The following is a 15121-nucleotide window of genomic DNA, read 5'->3' as shown; positions in this document are numbered from 1 at the left end:
CTGAGCCAATGTAGACGCGACGTATGGGTTCCCGCTTTCGCGGGAACGACGAGTCAGGCTTTTTTCAGCTGTTCCGCAATCGGCAACTTCCGAATCCGCTTCCCGGTCGCCGCAAACACCGCATTCGCCAGCGCCGGCGCGATCCCCGCGGTCCCCGGCTCGCCGATCCCGCCCGGATCGTCGTGGCTGTTCACGATATAGACCTCCACCGCCGGCGACTCCGGCATGCGCATCACGCGGTAGTCGGAGAAGTTCGACTGCTGCACCCGCCCCTTCTCGACCGTCACCTCGTCCCACAGCGCCGCGCTGGCGCCGAACACGATGCCGCCTTCCATCTGCGCGACGATGGTGTCCGGGTTGACGTTCTGGCCGCAATCCACCGCGCACACGACGCGGTGCACGCGCACGTCGCCGTCCGGCCCGACCGACACTTCCGCCACCTGCGCCATGTAGCTGCCGAACGCGAACTGCGTCGAGATACCCCGCCCCAGCTTGCGACCGGCGATGGGCTTGAGCGGCTTGCCCCAGCCGGCCTTCTCGGCCGCCAGGTTCAGCACGGCCAGGGTGCGCGGCGATTTCTGCAGCAGCGCGCGGCGGAACGCGACGGGGTCCGTCTTGCTCGCGTACGCCAGCTCGTCGATGAAGCTCTCGACGACGAACACGTTGTGCGTGGGACCGACGCCGCGCCAGAACGCGGTCGGCAGGCCCGGCGGTTCGTGCCTCACGTATTCGACGCGGATGGCCGGAATCGAGTACTGGATGTCGGCCGCCGCTTCCACCGCATCCGGATCGACGCCGTTCTTGACCATCGGCGGGGCGAAGCGCGACATGATCGACGATCCGGTCACGCGGTGGAACCACGCCACGGGCATGCCCTTGTCGTCGATGCGCGCCGACATGCGGTCGACGTAATAAGGACGGTACATGTCGTGCTGGATGTCTTCCTCGCGGGTCCAGATGATCTTCAGCGGGCCCTTGGCCAGCCTGGCGAATTCCACGGCCTGGATCACGTTGTCGACTTCGAGCCGGCGCCCGAAGCCGCCGCCGATGTAGTGGTTATGCACGCGGACCTTCTCGATCGGCAGGCCCGTGAGCTTGGCGGCCGCGCCCTGCGCCAGCGCCGGCACCTGCGTGCCGACCCAGATGTCGCAACCGTCCTGTTTCAGGTCGACCGTGCAGTTCATCGGTTCCATCGTCGCATGCGCGAGGAACGGGACTTCGTAGACGACGTCGATGCGGCGGCCCGGGCCGGCATCCAGCGCCTTGAGCGCATCGCCCTTGTCCGTGGCGATGGCGCCCGTGTTCTGCGATACCTTCATCATGTCCGCGACGATGCCGGCCGTGCTGACGTTGGCGTTGGCGCCGTCGTCGAAGCGGGGCGCCGCAGCGGCCAGGCCCTGTTTCGCGGCCCAGAAGTGGTCGGCCACGACGGCCACCGCCCCCTCGATGCGCAGCACCTGGCGCACGCCCTTCACGGCCAGCGCCTTCTGCTCGTCGACGGCGGCCACCTTGCCGCCCAGGACGGGCGATGCCGCCACGGCCGCGATCCCCATGTTGGGCAGGCGCGCGTCGATGCCGAACTGTGCGGAACCGTTCACTTTCGCGGGCGAGTCGAGGCGCTTCAAGGGCTTGCCGACCAGCGTGAACTGGGCCGGGTCCTTCAGCTTGACCTCGGCCGGGAAACTCAGCTTCGAGGCCGCCTCCGCCACTTCGCCGAAGTGCACCTGCCGGTTCGACGCCTCGTGGCGGATCGTCCCGCCCACGACTTTCAGGTCGCCCGGCTCGACGTTCCAGTTCTTCGCGGCGGCCTGCACGAGCACCGTGCGGACCTTGGCGCCTGCCTCGCGCAGCGGTTTATACGTGGCGCGGATCGACGTCGAGCCGCCCGTCACCTGGCCGCCCAGCAGCGCGTCGGCGTACAGCGAATTGTTCGCGGGCGCCTGCTCCAGCTTCACTTTCGACAGATCGGCACCCAGTTCCTCGGCCAGCAGCTGCGGCAGCGAGGTAAACGTGCCCTGCCCCATCTCGACCTTGTGGATGATGAGCGTGACGATGCCCTCGCGGTCGATCCGGATGAACGCATCGTGCGCAAGGCCCGGTTGCTCGTTCGTCATCGCGGTCGACGCCTGGCCGACGGCCTTCTCGGATGGCGGTTCCTTGCGATCGTTGGCGGGCGTCTGCCCCTGCTTCGTACAGCCGAACAGCGAGAAGCCGAACAGCAGGCTGCCACCGCCGATGGCGCCCGCTTTCAGCAGTTGGCGGCGTTTGCCCGAGATCTGATCCATGCGCGCGTCCCCTTTCATGCCTGGCCCGATGCGATCTTGATCGCTTTACGGATGCGGTTATAGGTGCCGCAGCGGCAGATGTTGCCGGCCATGGCGTTATCGATGTCGGCATCGCCCGGCTTCGGCGTCGCGTGCAGCAGCGCCGTGGCGGACATGATCTGGCCCGACTGGCAATACCCGCACTGGACGACATCGATCTTGCGCCACGCGTCCTGCACCTTGGCCCCGACCGGGTCGTTGCCGATCGCCTCGATGGTCGTGATCTTCTTGCCGGCCGCAGCCGACACGGGGGTCACGCACGAGCGGATGGCCTGGCCGTCCAGGTGGACAGTGCAGGCGCCGCACAGGGCCACGCCGCAGCCGAACTTGGTGCCGGTGAGGCCCATTACGTCGCGCAGGGCCCACAACAGGGGCATGTCGTCGGGGACGTCGAGGTTGGTGGTGGTGCCGTTGACGTTCAAGGCGGGCATGGGGATTCCTTTCCTTAGCGAATGAGCAACTATAGGACGAAGACTAGCAGCAATGGCGCACGCCTGCTTGAACCCGGATGCCTGCATAAAAATCAGGCATTCCGGCTTTTGGTGTATCCTATGGCCCATCGCAACAACGGCTTCACGCCAACTATGCCCGAGCACCCTGCTGACGTCCGTTCGGACGTTAAAACCCACCGGTCGCTGTTCGAACGGTTGACCGCACTGATTTCCCCCGAGCCCGAAAACCGCGCCGAACTGCTGGAAGTTCTGCACGACGCCCACGAACGCAACCTCATCGACGCCGACGCACTCTCCATGATCGAGGGCGTGTTCCAGGTATCCGACCTGTCGGTGCGCGACATCATGATCCCGCGCTCCCAGATGGACGTGATCGACATCACCAAGCCGATCGAGGAATGGCTGCCCATCGTGCTGGAAACGGCTCACTCGCGCTTCCCCGCCATCGAGGGCGAGCGCGACAAGGTGGTCGGCATCCTGCTCGCCAAGGACCTGCTGCGCTACTACGCGGAAGAATCGTTCGACGTGCGCGACATGCTGCGCCCGGCGATCTTCATCCCGGAATCGAAGCGCCTGAACGTGCTGCTGCGCGACTTCCGCGCGAACCACAATCACATGGCCATCGTCGTCGACGAGTACAGCGGCGTGGCCGGCCTGATCACCATCGAGGACGTGCTGGAACAGATCGTCGGCGACATCGAGGACGAGTACGACTTCGACGAGGAAGAAGACAACATCCTCTCCATCAAGGAAGGCCAGCACGGCTCGCGCTGGCGCGTGAAGGCGCTGACCGAGATCGAGCAGTTCAACGAAGAGATCGGCGTCGACCTGCCCGAGGACGACGTCGACACCATCGGCGGCCTCGTCGCCAGCCACCTGGGCCGCATGCCGCACAAGGGCGAGGTGTTCGACCTCGAGAACCTGCGCTTCGAAGTGCTGCGCGCCGATGCGCGCCAGATCCACGTGCTGCTGGTGGAAAAACTCCCGGCCGTCGACGACGAACACGATTGACGCGGGTCCTGCATTGATCGAATCCAGCCTGAACCTGCGGCGCGGCCGCAAGCCCGCCGTGGCGCCCGATCCCGCCCTGCGCGGCACGCGGCCGAGCGTCACAGGTCTCGCCGTCGCGGCGCTGGCCGGCGCCCTGAGCCTGTTCTCGTTCGAACCGTTCGGCTGGTGGCCCGTCCAGTTCCTGTCTCTCGCTTACCTGTTCTACCAGGTCGGCATGGGCAGTTCGACCCGCCGCGCCGTGTTCCTCGGCTGGGCGTTCGGGTTCGGCTGGTCCGTGGCCGGCATGCACTGGTTATATATTGCGCTGAATCGCTTTGGCGGCCTGCCGGCCGTGCTGTCCGCCATCGCCATCGCGCTGCTGGGTCTTTACATGGGCCTGTTCGGCGCGTTCGCCGCGGGTGTGTCGTCCTGGCTACGCAAGCGCTGGTCGCTGCCCGTCCCCGCCTTCCTGCTGCTCGTGTTCCCCGCCTGCTGGGGCGTGTCGGAATGGATGCGCGGCTGGGTCTTTACCGGTTTCCCCTGGGCGGCGTCCGGCTATGCGCACGTGACGGCACCCCTCGCCGGCTTCGCCCCGATCCTCGGCGTGTACGGCATCGGCGTGCTGGTCGCTGTCTGCTCGGCGTGCATCGTGATGCTGACCCAGCGCCGCAGGCTGCCGGCCATCGGCCTGTTCGCCGCGCTGCTGCTGGCTGGCTGGGGCCTGAAACACATCGCCTGGACCGCACCTGCCGGCAAGCCGCTCAGCGTGCGCCTCGTGCAGGGGAACATCCGCCAGGACGAGAAATTCAGCGCCGAGCACCTGGGCATGATCCTCACGCGCTACCGCGACATGATGACGGCCGCACCGGCCGACCTGATCGCGGCGCCGGAGACGGCGATCCCCGTGTTCCCGAACCAGCTCCCGCCCGAGTACCTGCAGACGTTCCGGAATTACGCGGCGCAGACCGGCAGCGCGTTCCTGTTCGGGATCCCGCTGGCCGACAGCATGACGGTGTACGCGAACAGCGTGGCCGGCATCGGCCCGCAGGGACAATCCTACCGCTACGACAAGAACCACCTGGTGCCGTTCGGCGAATTCATCCCGACGGGCTTCCGCTGGTTCACGGACCTGATGCAGATCCCGCTGGGCGATTTCACGCGCGGCCCGGACGTGCAGGCGCCGTTCGCCGTCAAGGACCAGCTGATTCTGCCGAACGTCTGTTACGAAGACGTGTTCGGCGAAGAGATCGCGAAGAACCTGCGCTCGCAGGCGCAGCCGGCCACCGTGCTGCTGAACGTGTCGAACCTCGCGTGGTACGGCGAGTCCGTCGCGATCCCGCAGCACCTGCAGATCTCGCGCATGCGGAGTCTCGAGACGGGCCGCCCGATGCTGCGCGCGACGAACAACGGCGCCACCGCCGTCATCGACGGCCGCGGCAACGTCGCCGCCCTGCTGCCGTTCTACAGCCAGGGCACGCTGGCGACGACCGTGCAGGGCATGGCCGGCAGCACGCCGTACATCCGCTTCGGCAACCTGCTGTTCCTCGCGCTGGGCGCTTTGCTGCTGGCTTGCGCTTGGGTCGCCGGGAGGCGGCGGCAGGCGAACGGCTAAAATAGCGAGCGATTCACTTCAAGCCATTCCGTAAAACCCGCTAGAATTGGTGTTTTAGCAAACTCACCGTGTTCGCGCCCCGTGCGCGCGAAGCCAACAAGATGCTCACATTCCAACAAATTATTCTGACTCTGCAAACCTACTGGGACAAGCAGGGTTGCGCCCTGCTCCAGCCGTACGACATGGAAGTCGGCGCGGGCACCTTCCACACTGGCACCTTCCTGCGCGCGATCGGACCGGAACCGTGGCGCGCCGCCTACGTGCAACCGTCGCGCCGCCCGAAGGATGGCCGCTACGGCGAAAACCCGAACCGCCTGCAGCACTATTACCAGTACCAGGTCGTCCTGAAACCCGCGCCGGAAAACATCCTGGACCTGTACCTGGGCTCCCTGGAAGCGCTGGGCCTGGACCTGAAAAAGAACGACGTGCGCTTCGTCGAGGACGACTGGGAAAGCCCGACGCTGGGCGCCTGGGGCCTCGGCTGGGAAGTCTGGCTGAACGGCATGGAAGTCACCCAGTTCACGTATTTCCAGCAGGTCGGCGGCCTCGATTGCAAGCCGGTGCTGGGCGAGATCACGTACGGCATCGAGCGCCTCGCGATGTACCTGCAGGGCGTCGAGAACGTGTATGACCTCGTGTGGACCGAGTGGGAAGAGAACGGCGAAAAGAAATCGCTGTCGTACGGCGACGTGTTCCACCAGAACGAAGTCGAGCAGTCGACCTACAACTTCGAACACTCGAACACCGACCTGCTGTTCCAGGCCTTCAATAACCACGAGAGCGAAGCCAAGCGCCTGATCGAACTGGCGCTCACCTTGCCCGCGTACGAGCAGATCATGAAGGCGTCGCACAGCTTCAACCTGCTGGATGCGCGCGGCGCGATCTCCGTCACCGAGCGCGCCGCCTACATCGGCCGCGTGCGCACTCTGTCGCGCCTCGTCGCCCAGGCCTATTACGATTCGCGCGAGAAGCTGGGCTTCCCCATGCTCCCGAAAGCTTGAGTCCAGAAAAGAATAGAACGACACCATGAATCAGACATTACTCGTCGAACTGCAGACCGAAGAGCTGCCACCGAAGGCGCTCGTGAAACTGGGCGCCGCTTTCGCCAACGGCATCGCGAACGGCCTGAAGGCCCGTGATTTCCTGGACGCCGACAGCGTCGTCACCACCTACGCCACGCCGCGCCGCCTCGCGGTCTCCATCACCAACGTGCGCGCCACGTCGGCCGACAAGACCATCCGCGAGAAGATCCTGCCGGTGACCGTCGCCCTCGACAAGGACGGCAACCCGACCGCGCCGCTGGCCAAGAAACTGGCCGCCCTCGGCTTCCCCGACCTCAACATCAGCGACCTCGAACGCGCCCAGGACGGCAAGGCCGAAAGCTTCTTCTACACCTACACCGCGCCGGGCATCAAGCTGGCCGAGGGCCTGCAGCCCGTGCTGGAAGAGACGGTCGCCAAGCTGCCGATCCCGAAGGTGATGAGCTACCAGCGTCCGGACGGCGCCACCGTGCAGTTCGTGCGCCCCGTGCACTCGCTGCTGGCGCTGCACGGCGACGCCGTCGTGCCGCTGTCCCTGCTCGGATTGGAAGCCGGCCGCGCCACGCTGGGCCACCGCTTCCTGTCGAACGGCCAGTCCATCGACATCGCGCGCGCCGACACGTACAACGACATCCTGAAGGAACAGGGCAAGGTCGTCGCGAATGCGGAAGAACGCAAGGAATCGATCCGCACCCAGCTGCTGGCCAAGGCCGGCGGCGACCAGGTGCTGATGCCGGAATCGCTGCTGGATGAAGTGGCGGCGCTGGTCGAATGGCCCGTCGTCTACGCATGCCAGTTCGAAGACGTGTTCCTGTCCGTGCCGCAGGAATGCCTGATCCTGACGATGCAGACGAACCAGAAGTACTTCGCGCTGACGGACTCGAACGGCAAGCTGCGCTCGCGCTTCCTGATCGTCTCGAACCTCGCGACCGACGACCCGTCCGCCATCGTCGGAGGCAACGAGCGCGTCGTGCGCCCGCGCCTGTCGGATGCGAAGTTCTTCTTCGAGCAGGACAAGAAGAAGTCGCTGGAATCGCGCCTGCCGCTGCTGGCGAACGTCGTCTACCACAACAAGCTGGGCACGCAGGCCGAGCGCACGCAGCGCGTCACGCGCCTCGCCGGCGCCATCGCCCGCCGCCTCGGCTACGACGTGCTGCTGGCCGAACGCGGCGCGCAGCTCGCGAAGGCCGACCTGCTGACCGACATGGTCGGCGAGTTCCCGGAACTGCAGGGCATCATGGGCACGTATTACGCCCGCAACGACGGCGAGCACGAGGAAGTGGCGCTGGCCGCCTCCGAGCACTACCAGCCGCGCTTCTCGGGCGACGCGCTGCCCACGACGAACACGGGCCTGGCCGTCGCACTGGCCGACAAACTGGAAACCCTGGTGGGCATCTGGTCGATCGGCCTGCAGCCGACCGGCGAGAAGGACCCGTTCGCGCTGCGCCGCCACGCCCTGGGCGTAATGCGCATGCTGGTCGAGAAGCGCCTGCCGCTCGCGCTGTCCGACCTCTTGACGGATGCCGCCGGCGTGTTCGACTACATGCCGACGTTTAAAGATCCGACCGCGGAAGTCACGGCCTTCATGCTGGACCGCCTGCGCGGCCTGCTGCGCGACCGCGGCTTCGCACCGAACGAAGTCGAAGCCGTGCTGGCGCAGAACCCGGACCGCGTGGACGACGTCGTGCAGCGCCTGGAAGCCGTGCAGGCCTTCGCCGCACTGCCGGAAAGCGCGTCGCTGGCTGCCGCCAACAAGCGCATCTCGAACATCCTCAAGAAGAATGAGGAGGCCCTCGCACAAGCTGGTAACGTTGATGCCGCCCTGTTGCAGGACGCCGCCGAGAAGGCGCTGTACGCGAGCGTGCAGCGCGTGCAGCCGGACGTCGATGCCGCCTTCGAGCGCGGCGACTTCACGGGCACGCTGAAGACGCTGGCCCAGCTGCGCGACGACGTCGACGCGTTCTTCAACGACGTGATGGTGATGGCCGACGACGTCGCACTGCGCAACAACCGCCTCGCCCTGCTGTCCATCCTGCACCGCATGATGAACCGCGTGGCCGACATCTCCAAGCTGGCAGCGTAAGTGCAAATGAAGCTGATCATCCTCGACCGGGACGGGGTCATCAACCATGACTCCCCGAATTCATCAAGTCGCCCGCCGAGTGGATCCCGATCCCGGGGTCGCTGGAGGCGATCGCGCGCCTGAACCAGGCCGGCTACCGCGTCGTCATCGCGTCGAACCAGTCGGGCATCGCACGCGAACTGTTCGACATCGCGACCCTGAACGCGATCCACCAGAAGATGCACGCGAGCGCCCAACTGGTGGGCGCGGACATCGACGCGATCTTCTTCTGCCCGCACGCGGCCATCGACAACTGCGACTGCCGCAAGCCGAAGAACGGGATGTTCGAGGAGATCAGCAAGCGCTTCAAGGTCAGCCTGAAGGGCGTGCCGACTGTCGGCGATTCGCTGCGCGACCTGCAGGCCGGCTTCATCAGCGGCTGCGTGCCCTACCTGGTCCTGACCGGCAAGGGCGAGAAGACCCGGGAGACGGGCGGCCTGCCACCCGGCACGCAGGTCTTCCCCGACCTCGCGTCCATGGTCGATGCCTTCCTCAAGGCCACCACACAAACTGCCAGCGCATGATCGCTAATACCGCCCCCCCAGATCTGGAGACCACGCCGTTGCGTACCGCCGCCCTGTTCCTGCGTTCCCTGTTGTTCGCGATCGTCATGACGGTCGCCACCGTCGTCTGGGCCTGCGTCTGCTTCCTCGCGGCGCCGTTCCCGTACAAGACGCGCTTCTGGGTCACGTCGCGCTGGAACGTCTTCATCATCTGGTGCGCCCGCGTCATCTGCGGCATCCGCTACCAGGTGAAGGGCTACGAGAACCTGCCGGACCAACCCGCGATCCTGCTGTCGAAGCACCAGTCGGCATGGGAGACCATCTTCATGCTGCCGAACATGAAGCGTCCGCTCGTCTACGTCTTCAAGAAGGAGATCCTCTACATCCCCTTCTTCGGCTGGGGCATGGCGCTGCTGCGCATGATCCCGATCGACCGCAGCAAGGGCAAGCGCGCCTTCGCCCACGTGGTCAAGATCGGCAAATCGCGCCTCGCGGACGGCCAGTCGATCATCATGTTCCCCGAAGGGACGCGCATCCCCGTCGGCCAGAAAGGACAGTACAAAAGCGGCGGTACGCGCCTGGCGATAGAAACACGTGCGATGGTCGTGCCGATCGCGCATAATTCAGGTGAGTGCTGGCCCAAGAACTCGTTCATCAAGCGGCCGGGCCTCATCACCGTCTCGATCGGCAAGCCGATATCGCCGGAAAACCACACTGCCGACAGTCTGATGCAAGAGGTCGAAAATTGGATAGAATCGGAAATGCGCGTCATTTCGCCCCACGCCTATTCAGGTACTTGAACGAATTGGGCGCGCAGAACCAAGCACCATCGAAGCCGCCCACCATGACCTCCCCCAAGATCGACGCGAACCAGCTGGAGCTGTTTGCCCAGGAACTCGTCGCGGCGCTCAAGCCCTCGCCCGCACCGGCACCGGCACCGGCGGCCAGACCCGTGCCGCCGGCCCCGCTGTTCAAGGCACCGCCGGTGCCGACCCGTACGCTTCCCATTCCGCCCGTCGGCCCGAACGACCCGCCGCTGCGCAAGATCCAGCTCGGATCGCACACCGTGCACTACGTGCTGCGCCGCTCCGCGCGCCGCTCGCACGGCTTCATGGTGTGCGACGACGGCCTGTTCGTGACGTCGCCGAACCGCGCGCCGCTGGACGACATCGAGCGCGCGATCCGCGCCAAGCAGCGCTGGATCCTCACCAAGCTGTTCGAACGGGGTGAACGCCGCGCGCAGCGCGCCGAACGTCCGCCCGTGGAATGGGTCGACGGCGCGCAACTGCCCTACCTCGGCGCCGACATCACGCTGCGGCTGGAGCCTGCCGCGCGCAGCCACTGCATCTTCGATGCGGACACGCGCACCTTGCATCTCGGCGTGACGCCGGGCCTCGAGACGTGGCAGGTCCGCGAGCGCGTGAAGCTGTGGTTCCAGGACGAGGCGAAGCGGATCTTCGGCGAACGCCTGGACCTGTACGCGCCGCACGTGGGCGTCACGTACAACTCGTTCGCGATCTCGTCGGCCGGTACGCGCTGGGGTTCGTGCACGGTGGCCGGGAACATTCGGTTGAACTGGAAGCTGGTGCACTATCCGCTCGCGCTGCTGGACTACGTGGTCGTGCACGAACTGGCGCACCTGCGCGAAATGAACCACAGCCCGGCCTTCTGGGCCGTCGTGGGCGAGGTGTTTCCGGATTACGATGGCGCCAAGGCGGCGCTCAAGAAGCGGTCGGTGGAGATGCCGGTGCTGTTCCCCGACGAGTGATCGGGGAACAGACAGTTATGAGGCGCGGAACTGCAATTCGCCCGCCGCACGCGCCTCGACGATCCCGCGCATCGCGCTGACCTCGTCCTTGTTCAGGCACCGGAACGGAATGGGCAGGGTGCCGCGCTTCAGGATCATCATGAAGCCCTTCGAATACGTGCGGATGCGCTGCACGTCGTTCCAGTCGATCAGGCTTACGCCCGTGTCGCTGGTGCGCACGATGCCGTGCTGGTCGATCTGGAATTCGTACGTGCGCTTCCCGCGCTGCAGCAGCACGAAGTGCGTGGCCGCCGACAGCGTGCTTTTCAGGCGCAGGTAGACGCCCATCGGCCAGCGGACATGGCGGCGGCGGATCAGGTAACCGCCATGCTCCCACATGAAGTTCACGTACTCGGCGAACGAGTAGCGCACCCAGAAATGAAGGCTGTAACGTTCCGCCGGCGGATGCACGACCGGGATCGTGGCTGCCGGCATGGCGTCGGCACCGAGATCCGCGGCGTCAGGCTGGTCCAGCAACGCGGCCCCGCCATCCGAGTGGCCGGCCGCTCGCGAGCGATTTGACCACAACATGTGCATCCCCTTTCGTTTTCTAATCTAAAGAGAATGGTAGCAAAAGCTAAGCGATAATTTGTTGCAAGAGTTCAACAGTGCGCACTGTCGCGCCACGATGGCGGGCCGCGAAGGCCTGGGCGTGGGCGCCCATGGCGGCACGGCGGCCGTCGTCGGCGAGGAGGTCGGCGGCCGCGCGCAGCAACGCCGGGGCATCGGGCACGCGCAGCGCGGCGCCGGCGGCGACGGCTTCCTCGGTCGCCTGCAGGAAGTTGAAGGTGTGCTCGCCCACCAGCACCGGACGTCCCAGCGCGCACGCCTCGATCAGGTTCTGGCCGCCCAGCGGCAGCAGGCTGCCGCCGATGAAGGCGCAGTCGCATGCCGCGTAATACGCGAACATCTCACCCATCGAATCGCCCAGCAGCACGTCGGCGTCCACGCGATCCGGCAGCGCGGACCTGCGCGCCACGCTCAAGCCGCGTTCTTCCACCATGCGCGCCACCTCGTCGAAGCGCTGCGGATGACGCGGAACCAGCACGAGCAGCATGTTCGCCGGACGCTTGTCCATGGCCTTGTAGGCGTCGAGGATGAGCGCTTCCTCGCCTTCGCGCGTGGAGGCGCACAGCAGCACGGGGCGATCCGAAAAACGCGCACGCAGCATGGCGCCCGTGTCCAGCGCGGCTTGCGGCGCCACGACGTCGAACTTGATGCTGCCCGTAACCGCGACCTTCGGGGCGCCCAGCGAGGCGATGCGTTCGGCGTCCGCATCCGTCTGCGCGGCGACCAGGGTGATCGCGCGCGCGGCATCCGTCATCAGCGCGCCGATCTTGCGCCCGCGGCGCAGCGACTTTTCCGACAGGCGCGCATTCACGAGCGCCACCGGCACGCCGTGCTTCGCGCAGCCGTGGATCAGGTTCGGCCACACTTCCGTCTCCATCAGGATGCAGATCGCGGGCTCGAAATGGCGCAGGAAGCGGCCGACCATGAAGCCGGTGTCGTACGGGAGGAACGACTGGATCACGCGGTCGCCATGCTTGCCGAACAGCGCCTTGCCCGTAGCGCGGCCCGTGGGCGTCATGTGGGTAAGGAGGATCCGGCAATCCGGCCGCGCGGCCAGCAGGGCTTCGATCAGTGGTTCCGCCGCGCGCGTCTCGCCGACGGAGACGGCGTGCACCATGATGGTCGGGCGCTTGTCGAGCCGGCGTACGTAGAACCCCAGGCGCTCGCCCAGATGCGTGCGGTAGCCGGGCTCGCGGCGCCCGCGCCACCACAAGCGGCCCAGCACGAGCGGCAGTGCCAGCCACCACATGAGCGAATACAGCACACGCATCAGCGGTTCTCCAGCAGGCGCCGCGCGGCCGCCACGACCTCGTCGACCGATGGCGGCGCACCCGTGTCGCCCAGGTTGACGATGCGCGGCGACCAGTTGCCCTCGGTCTTCCAGCGCGGCGAATCGGCATAGATCTCGACCGTCGGCCGCACGAAGGCGGCGGCGATGTGCGTGAGGCCCGTGTCGACGCCGACGGCCAGCGTCGCGTGGCGCGCCAGTTCCACCGCATCCATCATCGACAGTTTCGGCAGGACGCGCGCGTTCGGCAGCCCGGCCGCCAGGCGCTCGGCCTCTTCCTTCTCGCGCGGGGAACCCCACGGCAGCAGGATCGTCATGGGCGCGAGCGCCTGGCCGAGCGCGATCCAGTGCGCCGGCGGCCATTTTTTCGCATCGCGTGCGGTCCCGTGGAAGAACACGGCGTAGTCGCCCGGCGGCATCCATGCGGGACGTGCCGCCCCGTCGGGTGCCGGCAGGCCGAAATCGGGCGGCGTGTCGACCGCATAGCCGAGCGCCGCGGCCACGACCTGGCGGCCGCGCGCCACCGCATGCGTACGCGGTTCGACGGGAATGCTGCGGCTGTGGAAGATGCGCGAGATACCCTCGTAGCCCGAATCCTCGGTGCCGTTGGCCAGGCCGATTTTCTGGCCGCCGCGAGCGCAGGCCATCACGATACCCGTCTTGAGCAGGCCCTGCGTGTCGAACACGTAGTCGTACCGCTCGGCGCGCAGGTCGGCAAAAAAGCCGCGCAGTTCCGCGCGCACGGCCGCCTGGCCGAGCCCCTTGCGCCAGCGCCGCAGCGCGAACGGGATCACCTTGCGCACGTGCGAGTTGAGCTTCACCAGGCTGACGTAGCCCTCTTCCACCACCCAGTCCACCTGGGCATCCGGAAAGTGGCGCCGGATGTCGGCCACGATCGGGAGATTGTGCAGGACGTCGCCCAGCGACGACACCCGCACCAGCAGGATCTTCATCAGAACGGCAGCTTCGCGTCAGGCTTGGCGGCCAGGATCACGCGCGCGAATTCCTTCTGGATGCGGTCCAGCGCTTGCGGATTCTCGCCCTCGAAGCGCAGCACGACGACGGGCGTCGTGTTCGAGCCGCGCGCCAGGCCGAAGCCGTCCGGGTATTCCACGCGCAGGCCGTCGATGTCGACGATACGGTCCGAGCCCGGGAATTGCGCTTCCGCGCGCAGCTTGTCGATCAGTGCGAAGTTCTCGCCTTCCTGCAGGTGCAGGTGCAGCTCGGGCGTGCTGGACGCGATCGGCAGGCCGTTGAGCAGCGCCGACGGGTCGGTTTCGCGGGTGAGGATCTCGAGCAGGCGCGCGCCCGTGTACAGGCCGTCGTCGAAGCCGTACCAGCGGTCCTTCCAGAAGATATGGCCGCTCATCTCGCCGCCCAGCGGTGCGCCCGTTTCCTTCAGCTTGGCCTTGACGAGCGAGTGGCCCGTCTTCCACATCAGCGGACGGCCGCCGTGCTGCTCGATCCACGGGCCCAGGTGGCGCGTGCACTTCACGTCGTACAGGATCTCGGCGCCCGGGTTGCGCGACAGGACGTCCTGCGAGAACAGCATCATCTGGCGGTCCGGGAAGATGATCTGGCCATCCTTCGTGACGACGCCCAGGCGGTCGCCGTCGCCGTCGAACGCGAGGCCGATCTCCGCGTCCGTCGTTTTCAGGCATTCGATCAGGTCCTGCAGGTTTTCCGGGTGCGCCGGATCCGGGTGGTGGTTCGGGAAGTGGCCGTCGACGTCGCAGAACAGTTCGATCACGTCGCAACCCATCGCGCGGAACAGGTCGCCCGCGACCATGCCGGCCACGCCGTTGCCGCAGTCGACCGCGATCTTGATCGGACGCGCGATCTTGACGTCGCCCACGATGCGTTCGACGTAGGCGGCCTTGATGTCGTGCGTCGAGTAGCCGCCTTGCTGGGCGGCCGGCTGGAAGTCGTCGCGTTCGATCGCCTGGTACAGAGCCTGGATGGCATCGCCATAGATCGCTTCGCCGGCCAGCACCATCTTGAAGCCGTTGTAGTCCGGCGGGTTGTGGCTGCCGGTGACCATGATGCCGGAACGCGCACCCAGCACGTTGGTGGCGAAATAAACCATCGGCGTGGCGACCATGCCCAGGTCGACGACGTCCACGCCCGCAGCCTGCAGGCCTTCGGCCAGCGCCCTGGCCAGCTCCGGGCCGGACAGGCGGCCGTCGCGGCCGATGATCACGGTGCGTTCTCCCTTGGCCAGCGCGGCGGCGCCGAACGCCTGGCCGATGCGGCGTGCGATCCCGGCGTCGAGCGTGCTGCCGATGACGCCGCGGATGTCATAAGCCTTGAAGATCGTTTTCGAGAGAGAAACCATGGATTATCTACCTTGCTGGACAGGGCACCGGAATGCGCGCGCACGGGCATTACGAACGCCGGTTGGGTCGGATGTCGA

At 66.4% G+C, this 15121-nt stretch carries 12 protein-coding genes and 1 pseudogene; 7 read left to right on the top strand and 6 right to left on the bottom strand.

The genetic code is table 11. From position 1 onward, the window contains the following. Positions 1 to 53: 53 nt before the first annotated feature. A complete protein-coding gene (locus P0M04_RS13040) occupies positions 54 to 2285 on the bottom strand; it encodes a xanthine dehydrogenase family protein molybdopterin-binding subunit (RefSeq protein ID WP_259449689.1) in 2232 nt (743 codons plus the stop codon). A 14-nt stretch (positions 2286 to 2299) separates the two neighbouring features. Then, positions 2300 to 2755 (bottom strand): (2Fe-2S)-binding protein, encoded by a 456-nt coding sequence (locus P0M04_RS13035; RefSeq protein WP_036235621.1) that lies wholly within the window; start codon positions 2753 to 2755, stop codon positions 2300 to 2302. A 153-nt stretch (positions 2756 to 2908) separates the two neighbouring features. On the opposite strand from P0M04_RS13035, the gene P0M04_RS13030 reads away from it, so the two are divergent. The 7 genes and pseudogenes from P0M04_RS13030 (at position 2909) to P0M04_RS13000 (ending at position 10811) form a co-directional block, all read left to right on the top strand. Next, positions 2909 to 3787, top strand: a complete 879-nt coding sequence (locus P0M04_RS13030; protein ID WP_259450082.1) for a CorC family transporter — start codon at positions 2909 to 2911, stop codon at positions 3785 to 3787. A gap of 16 nt (positions 3788 to 3803) precedes the next feature. Beyond that, positions 3804 to 5378, top strand: a complete 1575-nt coding sequence (gene lnt, locus P0M04_RS13025; protein ID WP_371877331.1) for an apolipoprotein N-acyltransferase — start codon at positions 3804 to 3806, stop codon at positions 5376 to 5378. Between the two features lie 101 nt (positions 5379 to 5479). Beyond that, positions 5480 to 6379, top strand: a complete 900-nt coding sequence (glyQ, locus tag P0M04_RS13020) for a glycine--tRNA ligase subunit alpha (protein WP_259450081.1) — start codon at positions 5480 to 5482, stop codon at positions 6377 to 6379. Between the two features lie 25 nt (positions 6380 to 6404). Further along, positions 6405 to 8501 (top strand): glycine--tRNA ligase subunit beta, encoded by a 2097-nt coding sequence (gene glyS, locus P0M04_RS13015; RefSeq protein WP_259449687.1) that lies wholly within the window; start codon positions 6405 to 6407, stop codon positions 8499 to 8501. A 6-nt stretch (positions 8502 to 8507) separates the two neighbouring features. After that, positions 8508 to 9064 (top strand): annotated as a pseudogene (gene gmhB, locus P0M04_RS13010) (D-glycero-beta-D-manno-heptose 1,7-bisphosphate 7-phosphatase). Positions 9065 to 9102: 38 nt separating this feature from the next. Further along, positions 9103 to 9843, top strand: coding sequence for a lysophospholipid acyltransferase family protein (locus P0M04_RS13005; RefSeq protein WP_259449685.1), 741 nt, complete (start codon positions 9103 to 9105; stop codon positions 9841 to 9843). 44 nt (positions 9844 to 9887) lie between these two features. Continuing rightward, positions 9888 to 10811: a M48 family metallopeptidase gene (locus P0M04_RS13000; protein WP_259449684.1), complete on the top strand. Its 924-nt coding sequence runs from the start codon at positions 9888 to 9890 to the stop codon at positions 10809 to 10811. Positions 10812 to 10826: 15 nt separating this feature from the next. On the opposite strand, the gene P0M04_RS12995 is transcribed toward P0M04_RS13000, so the two are convergent. From P0M04_RS12995 to P0M04_RS12980, 4 genes are read right to left on the bottom strand one after another with little or no spacing between them, the layout of a single operon-like run. After that, positions 10827 to 11381 (bottom strand): YcxB family protein, encoded by a 555-nt coding sequence (locus tag P0M04_RS12995; protein WP_259449683.1) that lies wholly within the window; start codon positions 11379 to 11381, stop codon positions 10827 to 10829. A gap of 46 nt (positions 11382 to 11427) precedes the next feature. After that, positions 11428 to 12690, bottom strand: a complete 1263-nt coding sequence (waaA, locus tag P0M04_RS12990; RefSeq protein ID WP_259449682.1) for a lipid IV(A) 3-deoxy-D-manno-octulosonic acid transferase — start codon at positions 12688 to 12690, stop codon at positions 11428 to 11430. Next, positions 12690 to 13661: a lipopolysaccharide heptosyltransferase I gene (gene waaC, locus P0M04_RS12985; RefSeq protein ID WP_259449681.1), complete on the bottom strand. Its 972-nt coding sequence runs from the start codon at positions 13659 to 13661 to the stop codon at positions 12690 to 12692. Before waaC ends, waaA begins: the two co-directional genes overlap by 1 nt. Beyond that, complete coding sequence (locus P0M04_RS12980; protein WP_259449680.1) at positions 13661 to 15043, bottom strand: phosphomannomutase/phosphoglucomutase; 1383 nt, start codon at positions 15041 to 15043, stop codon at positions 13661 to 13663. Before P0M04_RS12980 ends, waaC begins: the two co-directional genes overlap by 1 nt. Between the last annotated feature and the right edge of the window lie 78 nt (positions 15044 to 15121).

Origin of the sequence: Telluria mixta (genome assembly GCF_029223865.1) — a bacterium.
Classification (GTDB): domain Bacteria; phylum Pseudomonadota; class Gammaproteobacteria; order Burkholderiales; family Burkholderiaceae_D; genus Telluria; species Telluria mixta.
The sequence above is the reverse complement of the archived record's forward strand: the minus strand, read 5'-3'. Positions and strand labels throughout refer to the sequence as shown.

Bases quoted from the DNA above. Each gene is read 5' to 3' on its own strand.
- glyS (WP_259449687.1), top strand. From the start codon at position 6,405: ATGAATCAGACATTACTCGTCGAACTGCAGACCGAAGAGCTGCCACCG.
- glyQ (WP_259450081.1), top strand. From the start codon at position 5,480: ATGCTCACATTCCAACAAATTATTCTGACTCTGCAAACCTACTGGGAC.
- P0M04_RS13030 (WP_259450082.1), top strand. From the start codon at position 2,909: ATGCCCGAGCACCCTGCTGACGTCCGTTCGGACGTTAAAACCCACCGG.
- P0M04_RS13000 (WP_259449684.1), top strand. From the start codon at position 9,888: ATGACCTCCCCCAAGATCGACGCGAACCAGCTGGAGCTGTTTGCCCAG.
- P0M04_RS13035 (WP_036235621.1), bottom strand. From the start codon at position 2,755: ATGCCCGCCTTGAACGTCAACGGCACCACCACCAACCTCGACGTCCCC.
- P0M04_RS12980 (WP_259449680.1), bottom strand. From the start codon at position 15,043: ATGGTTTCTCTCTCGAAAACGATCTTCAAGGCTTATGACATCCGCGGC.
- waaC (WP_259449681.1), bottom strand. From the start codon at position 13,661: ATGAAGATCCTGCTGGTGCGGGTGTCGTCGCTGGGCGACGTCCTGCAC.
- P0M04_RS12995 (WP_259449683.1), bottom strand. From the start codon at position 11,381: ATGTTGTGGTCAAATCGCTCGCGAGCGGCCGGCCACTCGGATGGCGGG.
- waaA (WP_259449682.1), bottom strand. From the start codon at position 12,690: ATGCGTGTGCTGTATTCGCTCATGTGGTGGCTGGCACTGCCGCTCGTG.
- P0M04_RS13040 (WP_259449689.1), bottom strand. From the start codon at position 2,285: ATGGATCAGATCTCGGGCAAACGCCGCCAACTGCTGAAAGCGGGCGCC.